A 24,168-nucleotide genomic window follows, 5' to 3' on the forward strand; every position below is an offset into this window, starting at 1 on the left:
TTCTGTTTCAACAGTTCGGTACGTTCACAGCCAGACCACCCAGCGAGGTTTCCTTGTATTTCTCATGCATGTCATGGCCGGTTTGGCGCATCGTCTCAATCACCGCGTCCAGCGGCACGAAATGCTGACCGTCCCCGCGCAAGGCCAGTGAGGCGGCTGAAACTGCTTTGATAGCGCCTAACCCGTTTCGTTCGATACAAGGAACCTGAACCAGTCCGGCAACAGGGTCGCAGGTCATGCCCAGATGATGCTCCAGCGCGATCTCGGCGGCATTTTCCACCTGTTCAGGGGTTCCCCCCATCACGGCGCAAAGCCCGGCTGCCGCCATGGCAGCGGCGCTGCCAACTTCGGCCTGACATCCCGCTTCGGCACCCGAGATTGAGGCGTTGTATTTCACCAACCCGCCAATGGCCGCCGCGGTCAGCAGGAAATCCTCGATATGGCTTTCGGACGCGCCCGGTACGTGGTCCAGATAGTAGCGTAGAACAGCGGGCAGAACACCTGCGGCCCCGTTGGTTGGCGCAGTGACAACTTGCCCGCCTGCCGCGTTTTCCTCGTTGACCGCCATGGCATAGACGCTCATCCAGTCGTTGATCGTGTGCGGCGCGGTCAGGTTCATGCCGCGTTCGGCCATCAGCGCATCATAGATGCCTTTCGCGCGGCGGCGCACTTTCAAACCGCCCGGAAGGATGCCGTCAGTGGTCAAGCCGCGTTCGATACAGGCATTCATGACGTCCCACAAACGGGCCGATCCTTTCGCGAAACTGTCGGCGCAGCCCCGCGCGATCTCGTTCGCGCGCTTCATCCCGGCTATGGTCTTGCCACTGGATTTGGCCATCTCAAGCATTTCTGCGGCGGATTTGAACGGGAACGGGACCGGGTCGCCTTCATCGGTGTCTTTCCCCTCGGCCAGTTCTTCCTCGGTCAGGACAAAACCGCCGCCGATCGAATAATACACCTGCCGCAGGATCACATCGCCCTGTGCGTCGGTGGCCATCAGGATCATCCCGTTAGCGTGCCCGGGCAAATTGTTGTCGTAGTCAAAGATCAGATCCGCCTTGGGATCGAAATGAAGCGTCGGCAGGCCTTCGGGCGTTACGGTGTGCGTGCGTGCGATATCGGCCAGCGCGGCCTCGGCCTTTTCGTTGTCATAGGTGTCGGGAACAAAGCCCGCCAGACCCAGAATGGTCGCCCGATCGGTCGCATGGCCGACGCCGGTGAAGGCCAGCGAGCCGTGCAGTGAACCTTTCAGACCCGTAAATTCAAAGGGGGACGCGCGCATCATGTCCAGAAAGCGCGCCGCGGCCACCATCGGGCCCATTGTGTGAGATGAAGACGGGCCAATGCCCACTTTGAACATATCGAAGACAGATAGGAACATATCAGATAGCCGAGCCTTCCGGGGGATTAGCGTAAGTAGGGGATGTGAAGGGTGTAACGCCCAAACCTTCCGCAGCGATTGCCGAACGGGTGGCGGGGCATGTCTCAAGGTGCAGAAGCACTTTCTGCAAATGCGGCGTGTCGGCCAATTGATACCAGCTGTGGTCAGCACTTACAGGGTACAGGGCCATCCAGCGCATCATGCAGGCGACATAATAGGTCAGAACCGATGGGACACCTGCGCGAAACCACTCAGGCCCGCGTTGCGCCAGCGCATCCAGCAACCGCAGATGCTGCAGCAACCGGGGTCGGATGCCCGCGCGCAGCGTGTCGGCCTGTGAGGCGTCTATGTATTTTTCAGCGTAGAACAGGATGCGCAGATCCGCATGCAACGTGTTGGACGCGAAGAACAGCCATTTCAGAAATCCGGCGCGTTCAGGATCATCCGCCGTCGGGGCCAGTTGACCATGGCGCTCCGTCAGCCAAAGCAGGATCGCCGCAGTTTCAAAGATCGGGCCCTCTGGCGTTTCCAGAACCGGGATCAGCCCGTTGGGATTAAGCGACCGATACGCGTCGCTGTCCTGCTCGTTCTGGCGGCGGTCCACCAGCACGGTTTCATAAGCCATGCCCATCTCGTCCAGCGCCAGCCGGATCACCAGCGAGGCGTTGTCAGGGGCATAGTGCAGGCGGTACGGGGTCAACATGCGCGCAACTTACAGCGCAAAGATGTGGGTGTAAGACATGATTGCGACTTTTCCGACAGGAAACGCGTAGTCCTGAGACATCTTAACACCTGTCGGATCGCAAAATGGGGTCGCAGTCGTCTGACGCATTCCCTATAACTCCGTCAGAATAAACTGGGAAAGCTGCCATGACCAGAGATCTGTCGCCAATCGACACCGCGAAATATGTTGCCGCGTACCGTGCCGCCGACATGGTCGAAGACGGGATGCGCGTGGGCCTTGGCACAGGATCGACAGCCGCCTGGCTGGTGCGCCGTCTGGGTGAACGGGTGCGCGAAGACGGACTGCGGATCAAGGGTGTTCCAACCTCGACCCGCACGGCGCAGCTTGCCCGCGAGGTTGGTATCGACGTCATCTCACTGGATCAGGCCGGTTGGCTGGACATGACCATCGATGGCGCGGATGAGTTCGATCAGGACCTGAACCTGATCAAGGGCGGTGGCGGTGCGCATCTGCAGGAAAAGATTGTGGCCACGGCCAGCGACCAGATGATCGTCATCGCCGATGCAGGCAAAGAAGTTGAAACTCTGGGGGCCTTTCCGCTGCCTGTCGAGGTCATTCCCTTTGGCTGGCAGACAACGCGCACATTGATCGAGGAAGCCCTGGATACGATGGATGTGCTTGGGACATCCTCGGCGCTGCGCATGAATGGCGAGGCGCCGTTTGTGACGGATGAGGGCAACCACATCCTTGACCTGCACCTCAAGCGCATCGGCAACCCGCGCCAGATGGCGCTGATCCTGAACCAGGTGCCCGGTGTTGTCGAAAATGGCCTGTTCATCGACATCTGCGACAAGGTCGTGATCGGCCATGGCGATGGCCGGGTCGAGCTGCGTGATATCAACGCGGGTACGGTCGCAATGGATCAGCTGCTCAGCGGATCGCGCGATAACCTGTTTTCCGATTTTTCGGACTGAGTATCATGCAGGTCCCTCCGGCAAGTGGCTATGAAAGTTCGAATTTTCCACGCCGGGGGTTGGCACAGGGTTTTTTACGCCCAGATATCCAGAGAATTTTGCAAGTTGAACGAAGGAACCCGGCATGAGCTTTGACTATGATCTTTTTGTCATCGGTGGAGGTTCGGGCGGGGTCCGCGCGGCGCGTGTTGCGGCGGGTGAAACCGGCGCCAAGGTCGCGCTGGCCGAAGAAGACCGGTATGGCGGCACCTGTGTGATCCGGGGCTGCGTGCCAAAGAAGCTGATGGTCTTTGCCAGCGAATACTCGGGCATGGTCGGGGACGCGCAGGCCTATGGCTGGGACATTCAGCCCGGCGCGTTCAACTGGAACAGTTTTCACGGCAAGCTGGTGGCCGAGCTTGATCGGTTGGAAGGGATATATCGCAATATCCTGAAGAACAACGGCGTCGAAAGCTTTGACCATCGTGCGCGCCTTGTGGATGCCCACACGGTCGAGCTGGCCGACGGAACCCGCAAAACGGCCAAACACATTCTGATCGCCACCGGCGGTCGCCCGGTTGTTCCGGATTTCCCGGGCTCGGAACTGGCGATTACCTCGAACGAGATATTCCATTTGGACAAACTGCCTGAAAGCATCCTGATCGTAGGTGGCGGTTATATCGCCTGTGAATTTGCCGGGATCATGAACGGGCTAGGGGTCAGGACAACTCAGTTCTATCGCGGCGCACAGATCCTTCGGGGTTTTGATGACGAGGCGCGTGGACTGATCAGCGAAGAAATGTGCCAGAACGGCATCGACCTGCATCTGGGCACCAATGTGCTCGAGATGAAAAAGCAGGGCGACAAGATCTGGGTCAAGGCCACCAACGGCTCCGAGCAGAGTTTTGATGTGGTGATGTATGCCACGGGCCGTGCGCCGAATGCCGATAACCTTGGGCTGGAGGCTTTGGGCGTTGAACGCGGCCGTAAGGGCGAGATCATCGTGGATGAATACAGCCAGACCGCTGTGCCCTCGATCTTTGCCATTGGCGATGTGACCGACCGGGTGAACCTGACCCCGGTGGCGATCCGCGAGGGGATGGCCTTTGTGGAAACCGTGTTCAAGGGCAATCCGACACCGGTGGATCACGACTTGATTCCGACCGCGATCTTTACTCAGCCTGAGATGGGAACTGTCGGCCTCAGCGAAGAAGAGGCAGCGGAACAGGAACCGATTGAGGTTTATGCCACGTCTTTCAAGCCGATGCAGAAATCCTTTGCTGGCGGCACGCAGCGGGTACTGATGAAACTCATCGTCTCTCAGGCCACGCGCAAGGTGCTGGGTTGCCATATTGTCGCCCCCGGTGCCGGCGAGATGATCCAGCTGGCGGGAATCGCTGTAAAGATGGGCGCGACCAAGGAAGATTTTGACCGAACGGTTGCAGTTCACCCGGTCATGGCCGAAGAACTGGTGACAATGCGGCAACCTGTGCGCACGGCTTGATTTGCAAGCGCGCGCACACAGGTTACAAGGGAACCCGTGATCACACGGTCCAAAACGAAGGAAAAGATACATATGGCGGGCAACAGCGGCGGCCCCTGGGGGGGCGGAGGCTCATCCGGTGGCGGAGGAAATCAGGGTAACAACGGGAACGGGCGCAAGCCTCCCGAAAGCGATGGCCCGCATATTCCCGAGATCGATGAACTGATGAAAAAAGGCCAGGAGCAGCTGCGCGTCCTCATGGGCGGCCGTGGCGGCGGTGGCCGTGGCGGTAGCGGTGATCAGGGCGGTGGCGGTCCGGCCTTTACCAAGGGCACCCTGCTGCTGGGTGGCGTCGCCGCTCTGGTGATGTGGGGCGTGGCCAGCGCCTATACGGTCAAACCCGAAGAGCAATCAGTTGAACTGCTGTTTGGCCGCTTCTCGGGGATCGGTACAGAAGGTCTCAACTTTGCCCCATGGCCGGTTGTGACGGCCGAAGTTATTCCGGTGAAGGTCGAACAGACGGAAACCATCGGCTCGGGTGGTCGTGGAAGCGATGCGGGTCTGATGCTGACGGGTGATGAAAACATCGTCGATATCGATTTTCAGGTGGTCTGGAACATCTCCAATCCGGCAGATTTCCTCTTCAACCTGCGCGATCCCAGACAAACGATTCAGGCGGTTTCGGAATCCGCGATGCGCGAAATTATCGCGCAATCTTCGCTTGCGCCGATCCTGAACCGCGACCGTGCGGTTATCGCGGAACGGCTTGAGGAGCTGATTCAATCCACGCTCGACAGCTATGGTTCAGGCATCAATATCGTTCGTGTGAACTTTGATGGTGCCGACCCGCCAGAACCGGTCAAGGACGCATTCCGCGAGGTTCAGTCAGCGGGTCAGGAACGTGACCGGCTTGAAAAACAGGCTGATGCCTATGCCAACCGGGTTCTCGCCGGTGCGCGTGGTGAAGCGGCACAGGTTCTGGAAGAAGCCGAAGCCTATCGCGCCCAGGTCGTGAACGAAGCACAGGGTGAGGCCAGCCGCTTCAGCGCGGTTTTGGCGGAATACGCCAAAGCGCCGGACGTGACGCGCAAGCGTCTCTATCTTGAGCGGATGGAGCAGGTTCTTGGCGACGTAAACAAGATCATTCTGGATGAAAATGCCGGTGGGCAGGGGCAGGGCGTTGTCCCGTATCTGCCGCTGAACGAATTGCGCCGCAACTCGGGCGAGGGGAACTAAAAGATGCGTAAATCAACTTTTGTTCTGCCTGTCATTTTTGTTCTTGTGGTGGCTGCGCTATCGTCGATCTTCATCGTCGACGAACGTGAAAAAGCACTGGTTCTGCGATTTGGTCGCGTTGTGAGCGTCAAGGAAGATCCCGGTTTAGCGTTCAAACTGCCAATCTTCGACGATGTGGTTCGTTACGACGACCGTATTCTGAGCCGCGAGGTCGGACCACTGGAGGTGACACCTCTGGATGACCGTCGTCTGGTGGTTGACGCGTTTGCACGCTATCGGATTACCGATGTGCGCCAGTTCCGCGAAGCGGTGGGTGCGGGCGGCATCGATACCGCAGAACAGCGGCTGGATTCCATTTTGCGGGCGAAAACGCGCGAAGTTCTGGGTTCTGTCAGCTCGAACGATATCCTCAGCTCGGACCGGGCGGCGCTGATGCTGCGCATCCGCAATGGGGCCATTACCGAAGCGCGCGACCTGGGTCTTGAAGTGATCGACGTCCGGCTCAAACGCACTGACCTGCCGCAAGCCAACCTCGAAGCCACCTTTGCGCGTATGCGTGCCGAACGCGAGCGTGAAGCGGCAGATGAAGTGGCCCGTGGTGAGGAAGCTGCACAGCGTATCCGCGCGCAAGCCGATCGTACAGTGGTGGAACTGGTGTCGGATGCCCGCCGCGAATCTGAAATTGTTCGTGGTGAGGCCGACGCCGAACGCAACGCGATCTTTGCGGATGCCTACGGAGCAGACCCCGAGTTCTTTGAGTTCTACCGCTCTCTGTCAGCCTATGAAAATGCGCTTCAGGGCGGAAACAGCTCGTTGGTGCTAAGCCCGGATTCGGACTTCTTCAACTACCTCAGTTCGCCATCAGGTCGGCGGGCACCGGTGGCGGCGCCGTCCGAATGATGGGCATGATCCTTCTGGCCTTCGGGCTGGTACTGATTGTCGAGGGGCTGGCCTATGCGCTGGCCCCTTCGCTTATCGAGCGGATGCTGGAGGCGTTGCGCGCCATGCCCGAACAGGCCCGGCGTCTGGCCGGGTTGCTTTGTGTTATCAGCGGTTTGATCCTGCTCTGGGGAGCATATCAACTGGGCTTTTGACGGGGCGGTTTCACGTGCGGGTTATTTCCCTGCGATCCCGAGTTGCTCACCGGGTTAAACTGACTACATTGGAAACTAAGAAAGGCCGAAACAGGCCTTGGCAAGATTGTCGACAAGGAGAGCTCAAGTGCAGGCGAAAGCGCGCAGTTTATCCGTCCGGTGGGACGACGTGAGTGTTTGGATGCGGCTGTTGTGGCTGGCCTTTGCCGGTACGCTGCTTGTGCTGGCGCAGTCGGTTTCCGCTCAGGCCAGAGGTGAAAGCCTGGCGCCCTTGGCCGAAAAGATCAGCCCGGCCGTGGTGAACATCACCACAAGCACCCTGATCGAAGGTCAGACAGGTCCGCAGGGTATCGTGCCCGAGGGGTCTCCGTTCGAGGATTTCTTTCGCGATTTTCAGGATCGCAATGGCGGCAATGACAACAGCCCGCCCCGACGCAGCAACGCCCTTGGGTCGGGTTTTGTGATCTCTGAAGATGGCTTCATTGTCACCAACAATCACGTCATTGCGGAAGCTGATGAAATCCTTGTGGAATTCTTCCCCGGCGACGGGCAGCCCAAAAAAGAACTGGTGGCCAAAGTCATCGGAACCGATGAGAAAACCGATATTGCACTGCTCAAGGTCGAAGCGTCCGGCCCCTTGAAATACGTGCAATTTGGCGACAGCGACGTGGCGCGTGTGGGGGACTGGGTGATTGCCATGGGCAACCCGCTGGGCCAGGGCTTTTCTGTATCCGCTGGTATCGTATCGGCCCGCAACCGGGCGCTCAGCGGATCATATGACGATTACATCCAGACAGATGCGGCGATCAACCGGGGCAACTCGGGCGGTCCATTGTTCAACATGGACGGCGAAGTGATCGGCGTGAACACAGCCATCCTGTCACCCAACGGTGGCTCGATCGGCATCGGCTTTTCGATGGCATCAAACGTGGTGGTGAAGGTCGTCGATCAGCTGCGCGAATTTGGCGAAACCCGGCGCGGCTGGCTGGGTGTCCGCATTCAGGACGTGACCGAAGACATGGCCGAGGCCATGGGGCTGGAGAAACCCGGCGGCGCGCTGATCAGCGATGTCCCAGAAGGCCCCGCCCAGGAGGCCGGTCTGAAAGCGGGCGACGTGATCATCAGCTTTGACGGCGTCGAAGTCGAAGACACCCGAGGTCTGGTCCGTCAGGTCGGCGAAACAGAAGTCGGCAAAGCCGTTCGGGTCATTGTGCACCGCGATGGCGGCACACAGACAATTCTGGTCACGCTGGGACGCCGCGAAGACGCAGAAAGCAAAGAAGATGACGAAGAAGAAACGCAGGATGCTCCGGTCGAAGAAAACGCCGATATTCTCGGGCTGACCATCTCCCCGCTCACAGATACGCTGCGTGCGGATATGGGATTGGATGCAGATGCCCAAGGTCTGGTGATTTCGAATGTCGATGAAGCGTCTGAGGCTTACGCGAAAGGGTTGCGTGCGGGTGACCTGATCACGGAAGCGGGTCAGCAAAAGGTGGAAACCATCGCGGACCTGGAAGCCCGAATGGACCAATCGCGAGAGGCTGGGCGGAAATCCCTGCTGCTTTTGGTCCGCAGGGGGGGCGAGCCGCGATTTGTGGCGCTAAGCCTGGAAGAGTGATTTGAATAGGCCGGGACAAGCGCCCGGCCTTTTTCATTGCCTGAACACCTGAAGAGGCATGCAGAAAGAAAATGAGCCATACGCAGTAATTGCGTATGGCTCAGATACAGGGAGAGATCAGTGGACAGATATCGGGGATGATTCTCTGACCTCCTACGGTAACAACTTCACCTTAGGTCAACACAAACCCTCTCGTATGTGAACCAGATCACACTGGTTCAGATAAGTTCGGAATCGGCCAGTTCCCGCAAAGCATCGAAATCCTGAATCAGCAATCCGCCGCGCGAGGATTCGACAATATTGTCGCGTTTCCAGATCGAGATTGTCTTGGAAACGGCCTCGCGCGTGGCCCCGACAAATTCGGCAAGTTCGCTCTGCGACAGGGTGATGCGCTGCGTTGGGTCGTCCTGCAATTCCGACAGATGCAGCAGCTTTCGGGCCAGTCGAATGGGCATGGGCAAAAAGACCTGCTCGTTCAGCTGCAACCCCATCCATCGCATCCGCAGCCCGGCCAACCGGATCAGATCCACGGCAAGGTCAGGCTGTTTTCTGATCTGGTTCATGACGTCATTGCGACGCACACGCAGGACGCGCGATGGCTCGGCCGCCGCAATAGTCGCCGTGCGCGGGCCGTTGTCAAACAGCGCAATCTCGCCAAAAACTTCACCTGGGCGCATCAGCGTCAATGTCAGTTTCCGGCCGCTCATCGCCAGAAAGGACACTTCAAGCGTGCCTTCCAGAATGGCATAGAGCGAATCCCCTTCATCGCCTTGTTCGAAAAGGGTTTCTCCTTGAGCCAGCGAGATGTCGGTCGCTTGCGCCGAAAGCATCTCTCTAAGCCCGTCGGAGGCTTCGGAAAGGAAGCCGCTGGTGGGAAAGGCCGTCATGTATACACCGATCTTGGGCAAGGTGTGAGTGTGGGTGGTGATACAACTTCCCATAGCTCGGCGGCTAAGCCAAGAATTTTGTTTGTTTTGCAGGTATTGCGACGTCAGGACAGCTATTTCTGTTCCGGGTCGTCCATATAGCGTTGCAGGATGCTGAATTGCAGCATCAGGAAGGCCATCAGCGCGATGGGAAATCCGAAGGTTTCGATTTTGACCCAAAGGTCGGTCGACATGGTGCGCCAGACAAACTCGTTTGCGGCGGCCAGAACAGCGAAACAGGCGCAAAGGCGGCGCGTCAGAATCATCCAGCCCTCGTGCTTCATCGGCAGCATTTCATCCAATACGTAGGCCAGATAAGATTTCTTTTGCAGCAAGCCGATGCCAAGGATCAGGGCGAACAGGCCATAGACAAGCGTGGTTTTCATCTTGAAAAACCGCTCGTCATTGAACCATGCGGTCAGGCCGCCAAAGAAAATAACCATGAAGGCCGTGAAAATCTGCATCCGGCTCAGCTGGCCGGTGAGGTACCACAGAATACCCATTGCCCCCAGCATCAGGGGGACGAAGATAATCGTGGCGATGATAAAGCCGGAATATTCGGTACCACCGATCAGAAAGCTGTCATCACGCAAGCGCAGGTAGATGAAGAAGAAGGCCAACGGCGGGCCAAGCTCCAGCACCTGTTTCAGAAATGGGTTGATGTCTTTTTTGCCTGTCATCGGTATGTCCTGCTGCTTACCCGCCCATTTCAACTATTACTGCGCCGAGTGCAATCAATGCCATCAATGCAATGCGTCTTGGGCCAACGGTCTCCTTCAGGACAAGCCAGCCGATCAGCGCCGCAAAGACGGTTGAGGTTTCGCGCAGCACGGCGGCTTCGCCGACTTTGTCCAGTCGTGTGGCCAGCATGATCGACCCAAAGGACAAAGGCGCGATGATGCCGCCAGCCAGACCCCGCAGCATCAGCGGGCCGGGCGCAGGGCGATGTGTCATCGCGCGCCATCTGAGGAAGGCGTAGACCGGCATCGCCGCGCCGTCGATCATGAAGAACCAGGCCAGAAATGTGAACGGGTCGGCAGTGGCACGTATGCCATAGGCGTCATAGGTGGTGTAAAGGGCGACAAACAGCCCCGTGATGATCGCCAGGACCAGCGCAATTCCCAGCGTGTCCCGGTTGGTTTCGAGAAACCGGAAATTATAGGCGGCCAGGCCGAATATCCCGGCCAGCAGGGTTGCGACGCCCAGCCACTGCACGGTCGAGAATGTTTCGCCGAACAGAAGATAGGCACCAATGACCGTAAACAGCGGGCCTGTCCCGCGCACGACGGGATAGACGACCGTGTAGGACCCTTTGGTGTACGCCGCGGCCTGCAGCGTCTTGTAGGCAATGTGGATCAGCCAGGCGAGGGCGAAGATCGGCCACATATGAGGTTCAGGCCAGGGCACCACGAAAAAGGCAAACGGGGCGGCCATCAGACCATAGCTGGCGTCAATAGCGCCGCGGGACAGCCATGGATCATGACGGCCTTTCTGCAGCGCTCCGAACGCGGCGTGCAGGAAAGCGGCCATCAACGCCAGTGCCAGCGCCAGTTGGTGACCGGCTTCGGTGCCTTCAAGTGAGATCAGCCAGTCGCTCAAATACGCAGACCTTTTGTAGGGCGGAGAGGGGTGGGGGCTGTCTGCCCCCACACCCCCGAGGATATTTGGGGCCAGATGAAGTGGCGGATCAGCCCTTGTCGAGCCCGGTCAGGGCGGCGGCGAATTCTTCGGGATCGAAGGGGGCAAGGTCATCGATCTGTTCTCCCACCCCGATAGCGTGGATCGGCAGGCCGAACTTGTCGGCCAGCGCGACCAGCACACCGCCCTTGGCGGTTCCGTCCAGCTTGGTCATGATCAGGCCCGAGACATCGGCCAGCTTGCGAAAGGTTTCCACCTGGCTCAGCGCGTTCTGACCTGTGGTGGCGTCAAGGACCAGCAAGGTGTTGTGCGGTGCGGTCTCGTCAACCTTGCGGATGACGCGGACGATTTTGGCGAGTTCCTCCATCAGATCCGTGCGGTTTTGCAGGCGTCCGGCGGTATCGATCATGAGCAGATCTGCGCCTTCGGCCTGAGCCCGGGTCAGCGCGTCAAAGGCGAGGCTGGCTGGGTCCGAGCCCTCGGGCGCTGTCAGAACCGGAACTCCGGCGCGGTCGCCCCAGACTTGCAGCTGTTCGACGGCCGCAGCGCGAAAGGTGTCACCGGCGGCGATGACGACTTTTTTGCCAGCCTGCTTGAACTGGCTGGCCAGTTTGCCGATGGTCGTGGTCTTGCCCGAGCCGTTGACGCCGACGACCAGCACCACTTGTGGACGTTTGGGATAGATCGGCAGAGGCCTGGCCACGGGTTCCATCACGCGGGCCACTTCCTGCGCCAGCAACTGTTTGATTTCCCGGGTCGAAAGTTTGCGCCCAAAGCGCCCCTCGGCCATGTTCGAGGTGACACGCAGGGCGGTGTCGACGCCCATGTCAGAAGCAATCAGCAGCTCTTCGAGCTGTTCCAGCATATCGTCATCCAGCGTGCGGCGCATTTCTGCGGCAGCGCCGCCGCGGCTGAACAAGCGGTTCAGGATGCCTTTGGATTCAGGGATTTCTGGCGGTGGGGCAATGGGCTTGGGGTCCGCCAGGGCGGGGGCAGGTTGTTCTGGCGGTTCCAGCGCCGGTTCAGGGGTCGGGATTTCCGGAACCGGTTGCGGTTCGGGCTCAGGTTCGGGGAGGACAGGGTCGGGTGCGGCGGTTTCCTCGCCACCATCCTCGACGATGGCGTCCAGCCCCTGTTCGAGGCGGGATGAGGATTTGAACAACTTGTCCTTTAGCTTTGAGAAAAACGCCATATTTGGTCTCCGCAGGTGTTCCTTTCACCTAATGCGGATTTGCGGCAGTTGCAAAGGGTCACGCAAAAGCGAAGACGAAACCAAATTGCGCGCCCCAGTAGAGCGGCCAGATCAGATAGGGCGTCAGCTTGTGGGCGGGGTGGTTCGCAGGCAGCAGGAACTTTTCCGTAGCAAGGATCAGATCAGACGCGATGAAGGCGATTGCAGCCGGGAACGCCCATCGCAGGGCACCTGTCTGGGGCAGTGCCAGCACAGTGATCCCCATGCCAAGGATGATCGGGATATAGGCCAGAACAGGGCCTTTCAGGTCTCCGGCGCGGGGGGCAAGCAGGGTGGCCATGACTATGCCCAGAATGACCAGAGACCACACGATCGCGGGGGCATCCCAGATCAGGCTGGCGGAACTGGCGGGATGAGACAGGAACAGGGCGATATAGGCCAGATGCCCGGCGGCAAAAGCAGCAATGCCGGCCATGAACGTGGCATCCGTTTCACGCGACAACAACGCGTCCCCGGTCGCGCACAGGGCAAGCGCAACGGCCAGCATCCATGGGCTGCCCTGCAGAACCGCAATGACTGCCAGCGCGGCGACCGAGGTGGTTTTCAGCACAGTGCGCAAGGAACTGGCTGGTCGGGCCGTCAGGGGCAGGTATCCCAATGCGCAGCCAAGGGCGATCCAGAAGAGAAGGGTTGTCATGTCACCTCACCGCGGTTTTCGAATACCTTCATCCCGAGCGGGGCATTTAATCAAGCGCTTACGTGGAGTTAAGCGTGTTTCCCCACCCTTGGCCAAAGGGTGAATGGCATAGCGGGATCGCATCTGACACAATGGGCATATGTTCCGAGCGCTGATGATTCTTGCCTGTTTTGCCGCACCGCCCGCTGCGGCCCAAACTCCTTTGTCCGGCCCCGAATTCGACACCTATACGCGGGGCAAGACCCTGTTTTACGGGTTCGAAGGGCAGGTCTACGGGGTCGAACGTTATTTGCCCAACCGCCGCGTGATCTGGTCTTTTCTGGATGGCGATTGCAAGGAAGGTGTCTGGTATCAGCAGGAAGAGCAGATTTGTTTCATCTACGAAGACCGGTTTGATCCGCAATGCTGGGTCTTTACGCGATCCGGCGGTGGCCTTGTCGCGCAGTTTGAAGGCGACCCGCAGGCGACCGAACTGTACGAGGCGGAAGATATCGGGGAAGAAATGGTGTGTTATGGCCCCTACGTCGGTGTCTGACTAGGTCACCCGAAGCTCATCATAGCTGAGCATGACATGCTGCTGATATGCGGGTCTTTCTGTCAGCTTATCGTAATAGCGCCGCAGGTTGGGCAGGACCGCGCGGGATATCGCGATGTCGTAATAGCGATAAAGGATATGTCCCAGCTGAATATCGGCCAGCGTCAGATCGGGCCCGCACAGGTAGGTGTTTTCTGACAGCCGGGTATCGGCAAGTACCAGTTTGCTATCCAGCGCGGCAACGGCCTGCTCAATCGCGTTTTGGTCCTGCTCTGCCGGGGCGGTCCGGACAACCTGCCAGAACACGGGCACCGTGAAATCCATCGCAACGTTGATCTTGGCCCATTCCGCCCATTTGTCGATTTCAGCCCGTTGGACCGGGTCGCGTGGCCAGAACGCATTCCCGCCATAGGCATTCGCCAGGTAGCGCAGGATTGCGCCGGTTTCCCACAGCGGTGGGTGATCGCCATCCTGTAGCACTGGGATGGTGCCGTTCGGGTTCAGCTTGCGAAAGGCATCGGTGTCCAGCCCGCCGAATCTGTGCCCTGCATCGTGGCGGTGAAAGCGCAGATCCATCTCTCCGACGCACCACATCAGGGCCTGAACATTCGATGACGTTTTGCGGCCCCAGATTGTCAGCATGGCTTAGAACAACGATCCTTGATCTGGTGTATCCGGTTTGGATTTCCGGTTGGTCTGCTTTGCGGCTGTCCCGGTGCCAAGAATGCCATCGGCGAATTCGATGTCCAGCACCGTGTGTTTTGCGGCCTCGGCCTTGGTCGTGATGACATTCCCATCTGCGCGAACCACGGCATATCCGCGTTCCAGCGTCGCCTTGTAGCTGAGCGTTTCGCGCAGGCGGTCTGTGGCCTCAAGCTGATGTTTCAGACGATCCAGCCGCGTGGTCTGCGCCGCGTTCATCCGGTCACCAAGCCGGGCAAGGTTTTGCGCGTGCTGGCCGATCTCGCGTTGAATTGGGCGCAGGGACAGGCGCGACGACAGGTTGCGCAGTGATTCCTGCCGGGCCGAGACCAGACCGCGCAGAGTTGACGGGCGCAGATGGGCTGACAGTTCCACAACTTGCAGGCGGCGGTTTTGCACTCCTCGCGTCAAAGCCGGGGTCAGGCGATCCGCAATCAAATCAAGGCGTTGCCGGGGGGAGTTCAACAGGCTGTCCGGGCGCGGCAGGGCGCGGGACAAATCGCGCAGCCTTTGCGAACGGCGCTGCACCGCGTCCGTTGCCGCGCGCGACAAGCGGGCGCCTTGCTCGCCGGTCCAGGCGAGCAGTTCGATGCGGACCGGCACGGCCAGCTCTGCCGCAGCTGTGGGTGTTGGCGCGCGGCGGTCCGAGACAAAATCGATCAGGGTCGTGTCGGTTTCATGCCCGACGGCCGAAATCAGCGGTATGTCCGATGCGGCGGCGGCGCGCGCGACACTCTCTTCGTTGAAGCCCCAAAGATCTTCGATCGACCCACCGCCACGGGCCACGATGATCAGGTCAGGACGGGGCAGCGCGCCACCGGGTGTCAACTGGTTGAACCCTTCGATGGCGCGGGTAACCTCGGGGGCGCAGTTTGCACCCTGCACGGCCACCGGCCAGATCAGCACCTTGCGCGGGAACCTGTCCCGAAGCCGGTGCAGAATGTCACGGATCACCGCGCCCGAAGGCGATGTCACAACGCCGATGATCTGCGGCAGATACGGCAGGGGCTTCTTGCGCTCGGGTGCAAACAAACCTTCGGCCTCAAGCTGTTTCTTGCGCTTTTCCAGCAAGGCCATAAGCGCGCCCTGACCAGCGACCGCAACTTCATCGACATTCAGGTTGTATTTGGATTGCGCGCCAAAAGCGGTCAGGCGACCGGTGACGACTACCTCCAGCCCTTCCTCTGGCACGACCGAGAGGCTGGAAACCTGACCTTTCCATGTCGTGCAGGCCAAAACGTTCCGGTCGTCCTTGATGTCGTAGTACAGGTGCCCGGACCGGGCCTTAAACACGCGGCCAACTTCGCCGCGCACACGGATTCGCCCGAACGCGCCTTCCAGCGTGCGCTTCACCTCGCCCGAGACCTCGGAAACCGTGTATTCAGGTGTGTTTTGGCCCGGAATCGGGTCATCAAGCAGGTCGGACATTTCAGCGCCTTGTTTCAAATGCTCCCCCAGCTTAGAACGCCGCGCAGGCGAGGCCAAGCAGATCGGAGACGACCCCATGAACATCCTTATTCTCGGTAGCGGCGGGCGCGAACACAGCCTGGCCTGGGCGGTGATGCAAAACCCAAAATGCGACCGTCTGATCGTGGCGCCGGGCAATGCCGGGATCGCTCAGATCGCGGAGTGTGCCGCTCTGGATATCGAAAACGGTGGGGCCGTCGTCAGCTTTGCCGAGGAAAACGCGATTGATTTCGTGATTGTCGGCCCCGAGGCCCCCTTGGCCGCCGGAGTGGCGGATCGCCTGCGCGAAGCCGGGGTGCTGGTTTTCGGACCGTCCGCCGAAGCGGCCCGGCTGGAAGCCTCGAAAAGTTTTACCAAGGAAATCTGCGACGCGGCACATGCGCCCACCGCCGCTTACGCGCGGTTCACCGCGCCCGAGCCCGCCAAGGCCTATATCCGCGAACAGGGCGCGCCCATCGTGGTCAAGGCCGATGGTCTGGCCGCCGGCAAGGGCGTGATCGTGGCCATGGACGAAGACACGGCGCTTGACGCCATTGACGACATGTTCGGCGGTGCCTTTGGTGGCGCGGGGGCCGAGGTCGTGATCGAAGAGTTTATGGACGGCGAAGAAGCGTCTTTGTTTGTTCTGTGCGACGGCCAAGACATCCTGTCCATCGGCACGGCACAAGACCACAAGCGGGTGGGTGATGGTGACACGGGCCTGAACACCGGGGGGATGGGTGCCTATTCTCCGGCGCCGGTTCTGAGCGCGGAAGTTGAAGCGCGTGCGATGGAAGAGATCGTGCGCCCCACCATTGCCGAGATGAAGCGCCGGGGCACGCCGTTTCAGGGAATTCTCTATGCAGGGCTGATGATCAAGGACGGCCAGCCGCGCCTTGTGGAATATAACGTCCGTTTTGGGGATCCGGAATGTCAGGTCCTGATGATGCGTCTGGGCGCGCAGGCGATGGACCTGTTGCATGCCACCGCCGAAGGGCGGCTGGGCGAAATGCGGGTCAACTGGGCCGATGATCACGCGATAACGGTCGTGATGGCGGCCAAAGGTTATCCGGGAACCTACGAGAAGGGCACGGTCATCAAAGGGTTGGACGGCTTGCCCGAGGACAGCAGCAATATGGTGTTTCATGCGGGCACAAGCGAGGCTGCGGGGCAGGTGCAGGCCGTCGGCGGGCGCGTTCTGAACGTGACCGCGCGCGGAAAAACGCTGCAAGAGGCGCGCGACCGGGCGTATCAGATGGTTGATGCCGTGGATTGGCCCGAAGGGTTCTATCGCAGCGATATCGGCTGGCGCGCTTTGGAGGGATGATCGGGCAGGGGGCTTTGCCCCCTCGGCCTTGGGGCCTCCCGGCGCTGCGCGCGTTTGCGGTCGAAATCGTTCGCTGGACGATTTCTTTTCAACCACTCACCCTCCAGGATCTTTTTGGCCAGATGAAGAGGCGGATCAGCAATTCAGGGCTGATGTGAGATTGTCGCGCTGTTTGAGCGGGCCCAAGTCGGTCAGGTGCCAGCCATCCTGATAGGAAACACGGATGATCCGCGACCAGTCGGCGCTGGCGAGGATCATTTCGGGATGGTCGCCGCAGCTCCGCAGGCCGCCGGAAATGAAATCCTCACCGATCTTGTGGTTGGTCAGGCCGGGCAGAGCGGCGATTTCGGTCAGTCCACCATCTTTGAAGCGCCAGATGCGCAGGGTTTTGGCCAGGTGGGGGCGGTCGATATAGGCGATTTCGATATTGCCATCACCATCCAGATCAGCAGCACCGACCGGGGCGAGCCAGCGGAAACGTGCGCCGATATGAGGAGTGGCCGCTATCTTTTCACCAGCGGCGTTGTAGATCGCAAGCTGAGCGCCTGTTGTGTCCTGCGTTTCGACGACAACTGCTTCAACCGCGCCGTCCCTGTCGATGTCTGCCAGACGCGGCGCAAGGTCTTCGAATACACGGTCCTGTGGCAGACGAACCGTTACGACTGTGTCATCGACCACAAGCTCCAAAGCGCCGTATTCGATATTGTCGCCCAAAACACCATGCGCGTATCGCGTGGTTGGTTCCGTGAAGCGGGCGTCGGTGATGGTGTCTGCCGCGACAGCGATTGGCAGCGCGCACCACAGGCCAAAAGGGAGCAAAGCGCTGCGCACCCGACATTGCCACAGGCGGGCGGGCTGACGCGGCGCTTTGGACAGCATCAGATCTGCTTTTCAGGCATCTGGACAATCAGGCCGTCCAGCGCGTCGGTCACCTTGATCTGGCAGGTCAGGCGCGAGCGGGCCGGGTCGGGCTCATAGGCGAAATCCAGCATGTCCTCTTCCATGTCGTCCTTGGCCGGGATTTTCTCGACCCAGTCGGGGTGAACATAGACATGGCAGGTCGAGCAGGCGCAGGCACCGCCGCAATCGGCCTCGATGCCGGGAATGTTGTTGTCACGGGCCCCTTCCATGACGGTCAGTCCGTTGGCGACCTCGACAGTGTGCTCGGTACCGCCATGCTCGACATAGGTGATCTTTGCCATTGCGTGCGTCTTCCTTTTGCGATGTTCGAAACCTTCCTTAGTGAAGGGAGTTAGGTGTTTCCAGCCTCATTTGCGACTCCTTGCGCCGTGTCTGGACTTTCCTGTATTTTGTTCTATTTTTGTTCCTATGTTTACTGCCCCTTTTCACCGCGCGATTTCAAACCGGGACTGGCCGCGACCGCCGTCCTGTCTGCCCTCCGCCCAGCTGGAGGCCCCGCCCGAAGGGGCGCGTGTGGCCGTGGCCGGGCTGGTGATCCTGCGGCAGCGGCCGGGGACGGCCAAAGGCGTGATCTTTCTGACGCTTGAGGATGAGACCGGGATCGTCAACGTGGTGGTCTGGCGCAAAATCTACGAACGCTTCCGCCGTGCGGTGATCTCGGGGCGGTTGCTGAAGGTGACAGGCCGGATGCAGCGGGCGCATTCGGTGACCCATGTGATCGCGGAAGAGATCGAGGATATCTCGGACATGCTAGACCTGCTGGTGCAGGGGCAGGGTTAGGTCTGTCGTGCGGATCAATCCAACATTCTCCGTCGCAGTGCCGCAAACCCGCGCCTGAAGATCGGGCGATATGTTTTCTTTGCCTCAAATGTGTGTTTAAGGCGCTTTTCCGCCACTTGAACGCGGGATGGTCGACTCTCCGGCGCTGGGCGCGTAGTGACACGCATCTTTGCGCATCGGCTTGCGTCAAAGCTCGGGCCGGATTGCGCATCACTCAACGTCTTCTCAGAGTCAGTTCGGATGCCCAACGCAACACACCAAGGATCGCTCGAAAAAACCGTCTCACGGGACGAAAGCCGGATTTCCGACCGTCTGGCAGAGCTCTCGGAACTCACACGTTCTGCGGGGTATGTTCACACCGCCCGAATGATTGATGAGGCGTTAAGCGCTTATTCCTTTGAACGCAGGCAGGTTGAGACTGCAAAAAAGCTTCGGTCGGAGTTGCAGCAACTCAAGCGGATTGAAGCGTCGCGCTCGTCTGACGAAACGGATCGAAAGCCGCATTTGGTTCCGAACTTTCGGTCCCGGCGGTCGGCAAAACCCGATGGTATGCTTTTCGACGGGGCCGAGCGTTCTGACGGCGCAGCCCAGAAAGCCGGAGCGAACAAAGGGCAGGCCGCATTTGTCCTGACAACCCGGATGCGTGTTGACGGGCGGAACGTTGCAAGGCTGCGCAATGGGCACTGGACAGGTATTTCCATGTCTTTCCCCGCGGAACCTGAATTCCAGTTTCGCTGACAGGTCGCCCCACGCCAAGGATTCGCCGCTGGGGGCGTTGCAGGGCAGGATGCAGAGGGCGCACTTGGTAACCCATGCGATTACGACAGAGATCGAGGATATTCCGGAGATGCCGGGCCTGTTGGCGCGGGGGAGGAGTAATCTGGGATGGGGCCAAAGTGTGAATTCGCTTCTGCTACGCCAAGGCGACTTTCGGATGGTCAAGAAGAAACGGTCCCTTTTGGGAAGGCGCTGGGGTCTATCCACGAGGCCAAGGATAACCTCGGGGGCATTCAGCCCTCAACGGAGCTGAGGATATTAATCTCTATTGAGAACTTCGATTATCTCTTCGACAGTCATTTCACGTCCAACCAGCTTGGCGCGGATAGGTTCAAAGACCTGATACATCTTTGCGTACCTCTGGACCTTCGGCATGTGTGAGTTGAGTTCACGAGAGTTGAAGTTTGTGAAGCGCTCCATCTGATGGATGAGGAACATGGCGATCCCCATGTAGTCGGTTTCATTGTTGCCATCAAAACCGATGAACTTTGGGTCTTTGCCAATGTAAGGAACTTCTTTTTCGAGCTTGGCCTTGTCAGCGTCCGATAGCTTGTCAAAGGCGCGCTCGATGAAAGTCCACATATCCAGTACATTGACAACGAACTTCACATCCTCAGGTTTATCTGTGTTAGAATGCATGAGACCTGTCAGTTCCCAATCGAGTGCCCACAGATGCCCGCCATATATGGCCTCTTGGATGAGAGAGATACGGTGTCTGTCCCCACAGCCTTCTTGGGTTTTGAGTATCTCCGTGAGGAGCCAAACCATCAGGCGCTGAGGTTTGTCGAGCTGAGTTTCCTTTTTTAAGGTGCCCGACAGAGCGTACTCCAAAAGCTGACGCACCGCCTCGGCGCGGGACGGTGCGTCGGACTGAAGATCTCTCCATTCGTCAATCTGATCCAAGAGCGCGCTGTCCAAGCGCATTTCAAAGCGTTCGTTTCTTGCCATTTTTTGCCTCCATTGCGGTTTATTGTCTTGATTACGTACATTTTACCGTACATTAATACATTTGTACGTATTTGGCAATGGGCGTAAAGGGGCGCTAGATGGTGTCTCATCGTTTATTGCTGGACTTTGGGGTACTATTGACGCTGTGTGGGGGCGCAGGTGCTCAACCTAAACCCGTTTCACTTAACGGTCGTTTTCTCCAAGCTGCGCTGAGCGCCCCAATCGCAAGAGACATCTTGGACACATTCCTTTCGCAAAACCTTCACAAGTATTGATACGGTTTTGGTATATCGAACATACCTACTGCTTGAACAAAACGCTCTGTGCCTGTTTGTCCCGATGATCCCCTCGCAACTCGGCATAAAGCGCGCGTCCGGCCTGAACGGCTGGGCGGGCGCTGACGGTCTCCAGCCAGCGGGCAAAGTGCGGTTTGTCCTCCAGCACCTGCTGCTGGCCTTCCCACAGGCTGGCCCAGCCCCAGATCGACATGTCGGCGATGGAATAGAAATCGCCCGCGACATACTCGTTTTCGGCCAGCCGCCTGTCCAGTACGCCGTACAGGCGCGCGACCTCGGCGCGGTAGCGGTCCTTGGCATAGGGCAGGTCCTGCGGCGGGTCCAGTTGCGGGGCGTATTTCAGGAAGTGATGCGCCTGACCCGCCATCGGGCCAACGCCTCCCATCTGCCACATCAGCCATTCCTCGACCGCGATCCGGTCGCGCTCGGTCCTGCCATAGAACCGCCCGGTCTTGCGGGCCAGATACATCAGGATCGCGCCGCTTTCAAAAACCGAAACAGGTGCGCCGTCCGGCCCGTCGGGATCGACGATGGCGGGCATCCGGTTGTTGGGCGCGATTTTCAGGAACGCGGGGTCGAACTGGTCACCCTTGCCGATATTGATCAGATGGGTGGTGTAGGGCAGCTCCATCTCCTCCAGAGCGATGGAAACTTTCCAGCCATTCGGTGTCGGCCAGAAATACAGATCAATCGGGTCAGCCATGTGTTCTCCTGATGTTGACGGGGATCATGCGGGTTTCTGCCGGTTCGGCAAGTACCGCTTACGAAAGCGTGACCGAACCGCAGGCCGGGCTTGACCGAGAACCGCCCGAGGCGTATTGCGATCCTGAAGCTACGTGGCGATTTGTTACCGGATTGCGGGCCACGCTAAACAACACCGCTAAAAGGTCAGGATGAAAGACCCCTTTCGCTTGGCCGCGTCTGGGGTTTTTTGTTTGCCTCCACCCGAGGCTGAAAGGATTGAGATGAGCGAGAACTGGAACAAACGCACCCAAGCCGTCCATGGCGGCATCCGTCGCAGCCAGTATAACGAGGTGAGCGAGGCGATTTTCCTGACGCAGGGTTTCGTCTACGAAAGCGCGGAACAGGCCGAGGCCCGGTTTCTGGAATGTGGCCCCGACGAGTTCATCTATGCCCGTTACGGCAACCCAACCGTGTCCATGTTCGAACAACGCATCGCGGCGCTGGAAGGTGGCGAAGATGCCTTTGCGACGGCCTCGGGCATGGCCGCCGTCAACGGCGCTCTGACCTCGATGCTGAAAGCCGGGGACCATGTCGTTTCGGCCAAGGCGCTGTTCGGCTCGTGCCTCTATATCCTTGAAAACATCCTGAGCCGCTATGGCGTGGAAGTGACCTTTGTGGACGGCACCGATCTGGAGCAGTGGAAGGCTGCAATCCGCCCGGACACCAAGGCCGTTTTCTTTGAATCCATGTCGAACCCCACGCTTGAGGTGATCGATATTGCTGCTGTGGCCGATCTGGCCCATGCGGTCGGTGCTGTTGTGGTGGTGGACAACGTGTTTTCGACCCCGGTGTTCTCACGCGCGATCCAGCAGGGCGCGGATGTGGTCGTCTATTCAGCGACCAAGCATATCGACGGGCAGGGCCGTGCGCTGGGCGGTGTGATCATCGGAACCAAGGACTTCATCCGCGGAACCGTTGAACCCTATCTCAAGCATACCGGTGGCGCGCTGAGCCCGTTCAATGCGTGGATCATGCTCAAGGGCCTTGAGACGATGGCGCTGCGGGTCAATGCACAGGCCGAAAGCGCGCAAAAGATCGCCGAGGCGCTGGAAGGGCACCCGGCATTGGAACGGACGCTTTACCCCGGTTTGAAAACCCATGCCCAGAACGCGCTGGTTCAGACCCAGTTGGGCGGCAAGGGCGGGACTGTGCTATCGCTGGACATCAAGGGCGGCAAGGATGCAGCGTTTGCCTTCCTGAATGCGATGACCATCCCGGTGATTTCGAACAATCTGGGCGATGCCAAATCCATCGCGACGCACCCGGCGACAACAACGCACCAGCGTCTCAGCGACGCGCAGAAGGACCAGTTGGGCATTACACCGGGCCTGATCCGCTTTTCCGTCGGGCTTGAGGATGCAGGTGACTTGCTGGCCGACCTTCGGCAAGCGCTGGAAGCCTCGCAGAAATAAACCAAAGCCCCCCGCGTCCTTTTTGTACTGGGGGGCAGGCTGCGTGCCTAAGCGGCCACTTTGTTTCGGGCGGCAGCCAGGCGTGCCGCCCGCTGTTCCCACCTTCAAAAGGCGCTAACTGTTGCGAGATGACGGTTTTGCGCCGGATTTTTCAATCCGGGCTGCTATTGCCGACGTATCGGGTTAGACTGGTATTAGACCATCAGTCATATATAGTCCGACGACCAACCAAGGAACCGCCGCTGATGAACGTTCACCCGCGTGACATTGATGAAAAACCGGATCGGGACAAGGCTGCCGAGGCTTTGAACGTTCTGCGGCAATGGGCCAAATCTGCTTCGGAAGCCGAGATAAACCAGCTTGACCCGGCTGTGGCCCGGCTGCTGCCCGGTTTGGCAGCGGGCAACTATCCGCCTTTTTCGCGCGCCTACCCCGATGACTTTACCGTCGATGCGGCGTACCGCGCATCCTTGCCGGATTTGCAGAACGGCCCGTCCAGCCTGATCCGTGGGGCCAAACAGCAGATCCAACATGTGGGTATTTCGAACTTCCGCCTGCCGATCCGGTTCCACCGGAAAGAGGGCGAAGACCTGACGCTGGAAACCTCGATCACCGGCACGGTCAGCCTTGAGGCCGAGAAAAAGGGCATCAACATGTCCCGGATCATGCGGTCTTTCTACAAACATGCGGAACGGACGTTCAGCTTTGAGGTTATGGAATCCGCTCTGGACGATTACATGTCCGATCTGGACAGCTTCGACGCCCGTATCCAGATGCGCTTTTCCTACCCGGACAGGATCAAAAGCCTGCGCTCGGGCCTTGAAGGCTACCAGTATTACGACATCGCGCTGGAACTGGTCGAACAGAACGGTGTGCGTCAGAAGATCATGCACCTTGACTATGTCTATTCCTCGACCTGCCCCTGTTCGCTGGAACTCAGCGAACATGCCCGGTCGATGCGTGGTCAGCTGGCGACGCCGCATTCGCAGCGCTCCGTCGCGCGGATTTCGGTTGTCGTGGATTGCGATGCGGATTGCCTGTGGTTTGAAGACCTGATTGCGCTGTGCCGCCGTGCGGTTCCGACGGAAACGCAGGTCATGGTGAAGCGCGAAGATGAACAGGCTTTTGCCGAATTGAACGCAGCTAATCCGATCTTCGTCGAAGATGCCGCGCGCCTGTTTTGTGCCGAGTTGCTGGCAGATCATCACGTCGGTGATTTTCGCGTTGTCGCAAGCCATCAGGAAAGCCTGCACAGCCATGACGCCGTGTCGATTCTGACCGAAGGCCCAACCTTCGCTGCGTCCAGCCTTGACCCGAAACTGTTCACGACCCTGTTTCACGTTGGCTGAACGTCTCGGGTAAGTGGCTAGAATT

Annotated in this window: 25 protein-coding genes and 1 riboswitch; of the genes, 12 read left to right on the top strand and 13 right to left on the bottom strand. The window is 59.1% G+C overall.

Features of this window, described 5'->3' with window-relative positions; translation table 11 throughout:
- Positions 1-7 precede the first annotated feature (7 nt).
- Entirely contained in the window at positions 8-1,381 is a 1,374-nt protein-coding gene (locus ACR0J7_RS08845; protein ID WP_480493463.1) for an L-serine ammonia-lyase, read from the bottom strand.
- 1 nt (position 1,382) lies between these two features.
- Complete coding sequence (locus ACR0J7_RS08850; RefSeq protein ID WP_480913928.1) at positions 1,383-2,084, bottom strand: glutathione S-transferase family protein; 702 nt, start codon at positions 2,082-2,084, stop codon at positions 1,383-1,385.
- 167 nt (positions 2,085-2,251) lie between these two features.
- Between ACR0J7_RS08850 and rpiA the strand changes: the two genes are divergently transcribed.
- The 6 genes from rpiA to ACR0J7_RS08880 all read left to right on the top strand — a co-directional run bounded on the left by rpiA (position 2,252) and on the right by ACR0J7_RS08880 (position 8,453).
- Complete coding sequence (gene rpiA, locus ACR0J7_RS08855) at positions 2,252-3,040, top strand: ribose-5-phosphate isomerase RpiA (RefSeq protein ID WP_480493460.1); 789 nt, start codon at positions 2,252-2,254, stop codon at positions 3,038-3,040.
- A gap of 124 nt (positions 3,041-3,164) precedes the next feature.
- Positions 3,165-4,523 carry a glutathione-disulfide reductase gene (gene gor, locus ACR0J7_RS08860; RefSeq protein WP_480913931.1) on the top strand — a complete coding sequence of 453 codons (1,359 nt, stop codon included), beginning with the start codon at positions 3,165-3,167 and terminating at the stop codon, positions 4,521-4,523.
- Between the two features lie 72 nt (positions 4,524-4,595).
- Positions 4,596-5,738 (top strand): FtsH protease activity modulator HflK, encoded by a 1,143-nt coding sequence (gene hflK / locus ACR0J7_RS08865; RefSeq protein WP_480773572.1) that lies wholly within the window; start codon positions 4,596-4,598, stop codon positions 5,736-5,738.
- Between the two features lie 3 nt (positions 5,739-5,741).
- Positions 5,742-6,638 (top strand): protease modulator HflC, encoded by an 897-nt coding sequence (gene hflC, locus ACR0J7_RS08870; protein WP_480899606.1) that lies wholly within the window; start codon positions 5,742-5,744, stop codon positions 6,636-6,638.
- Positions 6,638-6,832 (top strand): DUF2065 domain-containing protein, encoded by a 195-nt coding sequence (locus ACR0J7_RS08875; RefSeq protein WP_480913984.1) that lies wholly within the window; start codon positions 6,638-6,640, stop codon positions 6,830-6,832. The genes hflC and ACR0J7_RS08875 overlap by 1 nt, the downstream gene beginning before the upstream one ends.
- Before the next feature lie 127 nt (positions 6,833-6,959).
- Positions 6,960-8,453: a Do family serine endopeptidase gene (locus ACR0J7_RS08880; protein ID WP_480913933.1), complete on the top strand. Its 1,494-nt coding sequence runs from the start codon at positions 6,960-6,962 to the stop codon at positions 8,451-8,453.
- 218 nt (positions 8,454-8,671) lie between these two features.
- Here ACR0J7_RS08880 and ACR0J7_RS08885 read toward each other — a convergent pair whose 3' ends face one another.
- From ACR0J7_RS08885 to ACR0J7_RS08905, 5 genes are all read right to left on the bottom strand, one after another.
- Positions 8,672-9,340, bottom strand: a complete 669-nt coding sequence (locus tag ACR0J7_RS08885; protein ID WP_480481510.1) for a Crp/Fnr family transcriptional regulator — start codon at positions 9,338-9,340, stop codon at positions 8,672-8,674.
- A gap of 113 nt (positions 9,341-9,453) precedes the next feature.
- The gene (locus tag ACR0J7_RS08890) at positions 9,454-10,059 is read right to left on the bottom strand and encodes an inner membrane-spanning protein YciB (protein ID WP_267363984.1); all 606 of its coding nucleotides are present in this window, start codon (positions 10,057-10,059) and stop codon (positions 9,454-9,456) included.
- A 16-nt stretch (positions 10,060-10,075) separates the two neighbouring features.
- Entirely contained in the window at positions 10,076-10,978 is a 903-nt protein-coding gene (locus tag ACR0J7_RS08895) for an EamA family transporter (RefSeq protein WP_267363986.1), read from the bottom strand.
- 88 nt (positions 10,979-11,066) lie between these two features.
- Entirely contained in the window at positions 11,067-12,209 is a 1,143-nt protein-coding gene (gene ftsY / locus ACR0J7_RS08900; RefSeq protein WP_480913935.1) for a signal recognition particle-docking protein FtsY, read from the bottom strand.
- A 58-nt stretch (positions 12,210-12,267) separates the two neighbouring features.
- Positions 12,268-12,906, bottom strand: coding sequence for a lysoplasmalogenase family protein (locus ACR0J7_RS08905; protein ID WP_480481502.1), 639 nt, complete (start codon positions 12,904-12,906; stop codon positions 12,268-12,270).
- Between the two features lie 139 nt (positions 12,907-13,045).
- On the opposite strand from ACR0J7_RS08905, the gene ACR0J7_RS08910 reads away from it, so the two are divergent.
- Entirely contained in the window at positions 13,046-13,441 is a 396-nt protein-coding gene (locus ACR0J7_RS08910; RefSeq protein WP_480913938.1) for a hypothetical protein, read from the top strand.
- On the opposite strand, the gene ACR0J7_RS08915 is transcribed toward ACR0J7_RS08910, so the two are convergent.
- Entirely contained in the window at positions 13,442-14,083 is a 642-nt protein-coding gene (locus ACR0J7_RS08915; RefSeq protein WP_480773578.1) for a glutathione S-transferase family protein, read from the bottom strand. It abuts the gene before it with no gap.
- A 3-nt stretch (positions 14,084-14,086) separates the two neighbouring features.
- Positions 14,087-15,571 carry an exodeoxyribonuclease VII large subunit gene (gene xseA, locus ACR0J7_RS08920; RefSeq protein WP_480913939.1) on the bottom strand — a complete coding sequence of 495 codons (1,485 nt, stop codon included), beginning with the start codon at positions 15,569-15,571 and terminating at the stop codon, positions 14,087-14,089.
- Between the two features lie 76 nt (positions 15,572-15,647).
- Between xseA and purD the strand changes: the two genes are divergently transcribed.
- A complete protein-coding gene (purD, locus tag ACR0J7_RS08925; protein ID WP_480870304.1) occupies positions 15,648-16,916 on the top strand; it encodes a phosphoribosylamine--glycine ligase in 1,269 nt (422 codons plus the stop codon).
- A 135-nt stretch (positions 16,917-17,051) separates the two neighbouring features.
- On the opposite strand, the gene ACR0J7_RS08930 is transcribed toward purD, so the two are convergent.
- Positions 17,052-17,795 (bottom strand): FG-GAP repeat domain-containing protein, encoded by a 744-nt coding sequence (locus ACR0J7_RS08930; protein WP_480913941.1) that lies wholly within the window; start codon positions 17,793-17,795, stop codon positions 17,052-17,054.
- Entirely contained in the window at positions 17,795-18,118 is a 324-nt protein-coding gene (locus ACR0J7_RS08935; RefSeq protein WP_209504265.1) for a 2Fe-2S iron-sulfur cluster-binding protein, read from the bottom strand. The genes ACR0J7_RS08930 and ACR0J7_RS08935 overlap by 1 nt, the downstream gene beginning before the upstream one ends.
- A gap of 127 nt (positions 18,119-18,245) precedes the next feature.
- Here ACR0J7_RS08935 and ACR0J7_RS08940 point away from each other — a divergent pair, with 127 nt between their 5' ends.
- Together ACR0J7_RS08940 and ACR0J7_RS08945 are read left to right on the top strand one after the other, a co-directional pair.
- On the top strand, positions 18,246-18,617 hold the full coding sequence (locus tag ACR0J7_RS08940; RefSeq protein ID WP_480486023.1) for an OB-fold nucleic acid binding domain-containing protein: 372 nt from the start codon (positions 18,246-18,248) through the stop codon (positions 18,615-18,617).
- Between the two features lie 240 nt (positions 18,618-18,857).
- The gene (locus ACR0J7_RS08945; RefSeq protein ID WP_480831773.1) at positions 18,858-19,355 is read left to right on the top strand and encodes a hypothetical protein; all 498 of its coding nucleotides are present in this window, start codon (positions 18,858-18,860) and stop codon (positions 19,353-19,355) included.
- Positions 19,356-19,652: 297 nt separating this feature from the next.
- On the opposite strand, the gene ACR0J7_RS08950 is transcribed toward ACR0J7_RS08945, so the two are convergent.
- Complete coding sequence (locus ACR0J7_RS08950; RefSeq protein ID WP_480913943.1) at positions 19,653-20,342, bottom strand: YfbU family protein; 690 nt, start codon at positions 20,340-20,342, stop codon at positions 19,653-19,655.
- Between the two features lie 300 nt (positions 20,343-20,642).
- On the bottom strand, positions 20,643-21,341 hold the full coding sequence (locus tag ACR0J7_RS08955; RefSeq protein ID WP_480913946.1) for a glutathione S-transferase N-terminal domain-containing protein: 699 nt from the start codon (positions 21,339-21,341) through the stop codon (positions 20,643-20,645).
- Between the two features lie 123 nt (positions 21,342-21,464).
- Positions 21,465-21,542, top strand: a riboswitch (SAM riboswitch).
- A gap of 61 nt (positions 21,543-21,603) precedes the next feature.
- On the opposite strand from ACR0J7_RS08955, the gene metZ reads away from it, so the two are divergent.
- On the top strand, positions 21,604-22,794 hold the full coding sequence (metZ, locus tag ACR0J7_RS08960; protein ID WP_267363349.1) for an O-succinylhomoserine sulfhydrylase: 1,191 nt from the start codon (positions 21,604-21,606) through the stop codon (positions 22,792-22,794).
- A 245-nt stretch (positions 22,795-23,039) separates the two neighbouring features.
- Entirely contained in the window at positions 23,040-24,143 is a 1,104-nt protein-coding gene (folE2, locus tag ACR0J7_RS08965; protein ID WP_480481445.1) for a GTP cyclohydrolase FolE2, read from the top strand.
- Positions 24,144-24,168: the final 25 nt, after the last annotated feature.

The organism is Ruegeria sp. O4 (assembly GCF_056535125.1).

Coding starts and splice junctions, on each gene's coding strand:
- ACR0J7_RS08845 (WP_480493463.1), bottom strand. CDS start 1,381: ATGTTCCTATCTGTCTTCGATATGTTCAAAGTGGGCATTGGCCCGTCT.
- ACR0J7_RS08850 (WP_480913928.1), bottom strand. CDS start 2,084: ATGTTGACCCCGTACCGCCTGCACTATGCCCCTGACAACGCCTCGCTG.
- rpiA (WP_480493460.1), top strand. CDS start 2,252: ATGACCAGAGATCTGTCGCCAATCGACACCGCGAAATATGTTGCCGCG.
- gor (WP_480913931.1), top strand. CDS start 3,165: ATGAGCTTTGACTATGATCTTTTTGTCATCGGTGGAGGTTCGGGCGGG.
- hflK (WP_480773572.1), top strand. CDS start 4,596: ATGGCGGGCAACAGCGGCGGCCCCTGGGGGGGCGGAGGCTCATCCGGT.
- hflC (WP_480899606.1), top strand. CDS start 5,742: ATGCGTAAATCAACTTTTGTTCTGCCTGTCATTTTTGTTCTTGTGGTG.
- ACR0J7_RS08875 (WP_480913984.1), top strand. CDS start 6,638: ATGGGCATGATCCTTCTGGCCTTCGGGCTGGTACTGATTGTCGAGGGG.
- ACR0J7_RS08885 (WP_480481510.1), bottom strand. CDS start 9,340: ATGACGGCCTTTCCCACCAGCGGCTTCCTTTCCGAAGCCTCCGACGGG.
- ACR0J7_RS08890 (WP_267363984.1), bottom strand. CDS start 10,059: ATGACAGGCAAAAAAGACATCAACCCATTTCTGAAACAGGTGCTGGAG.
- ftsY (WP_480913935.1), bottom strand. CDS start 12,209: ATGGCGTTTTTCTCAAAGCTAAAGGACAAGTTGTTCAAATCCTCATCC.
- ACR0J7_RS08905 (WP_480481502.1), bottom strand. CDS start 12,906: ATGACAACCCTTCTCTTCTGGATCGCCCTTGGCTGCGCATTGGGATAC.
- ACR0J7_RS08910 (WP_480913938.1), top strand. CDS start 13,046: ATGTTCCGAGCGCTGATGATTCTTGCCTGTTTTGCCGCACCGCCCGCT.
- ACR0J7_RS08915 (WP_480773578.1), bottom strand. CDS start 14,083: ATGCTGACAATCTGGGGCCGCAAAACGTCATCGAATGTTCAGGCCCTG.
- xseA (WP_480913939.1), bottom strand. CDS start 15,571: ATGTCCGACCTGCTTGATGACCCGATTCCGGGCCAAAACACACCTGAA.
- purD (WP_480870304.1), top strand. CDS start 15,648: ATGAACATCCTTATTCTCGGTAGCGGCGGGCGCGAACACAGCCTGGCC.
- ACR0J7_RS08930 (WP_480913941.1), bottom strand. CDS start 17,795: ATGCTGTCCAAAGCGCCGCGTCAGCCCGCCCGCCTGTGGCAATGTCGG.
- ACR0J7_RS08935 (WP_209504265.1), bottom strand. CDS start 18,118: ATGGCAAAGATCACCTATGTCGAGCATGGCGGTACCGAGCACACTGTC.
- ACR0J7_RS08940 (WP_480486023.1), top strand. CDS start 18,246: ATGTTTACTGCCCCTTTTCACCGCGCGATTTCAAACCGGGACTGGCCG.
- ACR0J7_RS08945 (WP_480831773.1), top strand. CDS start 18,858: ATGCCCAACGCAACACACCAAGGATCGCTCGAAAAAACCGTCTCACGG.
- ACR0J7_RS08950 (WP_480913943.1), bottom strand. CDS start 20,342: ATGGCAAGAAACGAACGCTTTGAAATGCGCTTGGACAGCGCGCTCTTG.
- ACR0J7_RS08955 (WP_480913946.1), bottom strand. CDS start 21,341: ATGGCTGACCCGATTGATCTGTATTTCTGGCCGACACCGAATGGCTGG.
- metZ (WP_267363349.1), top strand. CDS start 21,604: ATGAGCGAGAACTGGAACAAACGCACCCAAGCCGTCCATGGCGGCATC.
- folE2 (WP_480481445.1), top strand. CDS start 23,040: ATGAACGTTCACCCGCGTGACATTGATGAAAAACCGGATCGGGACAAG.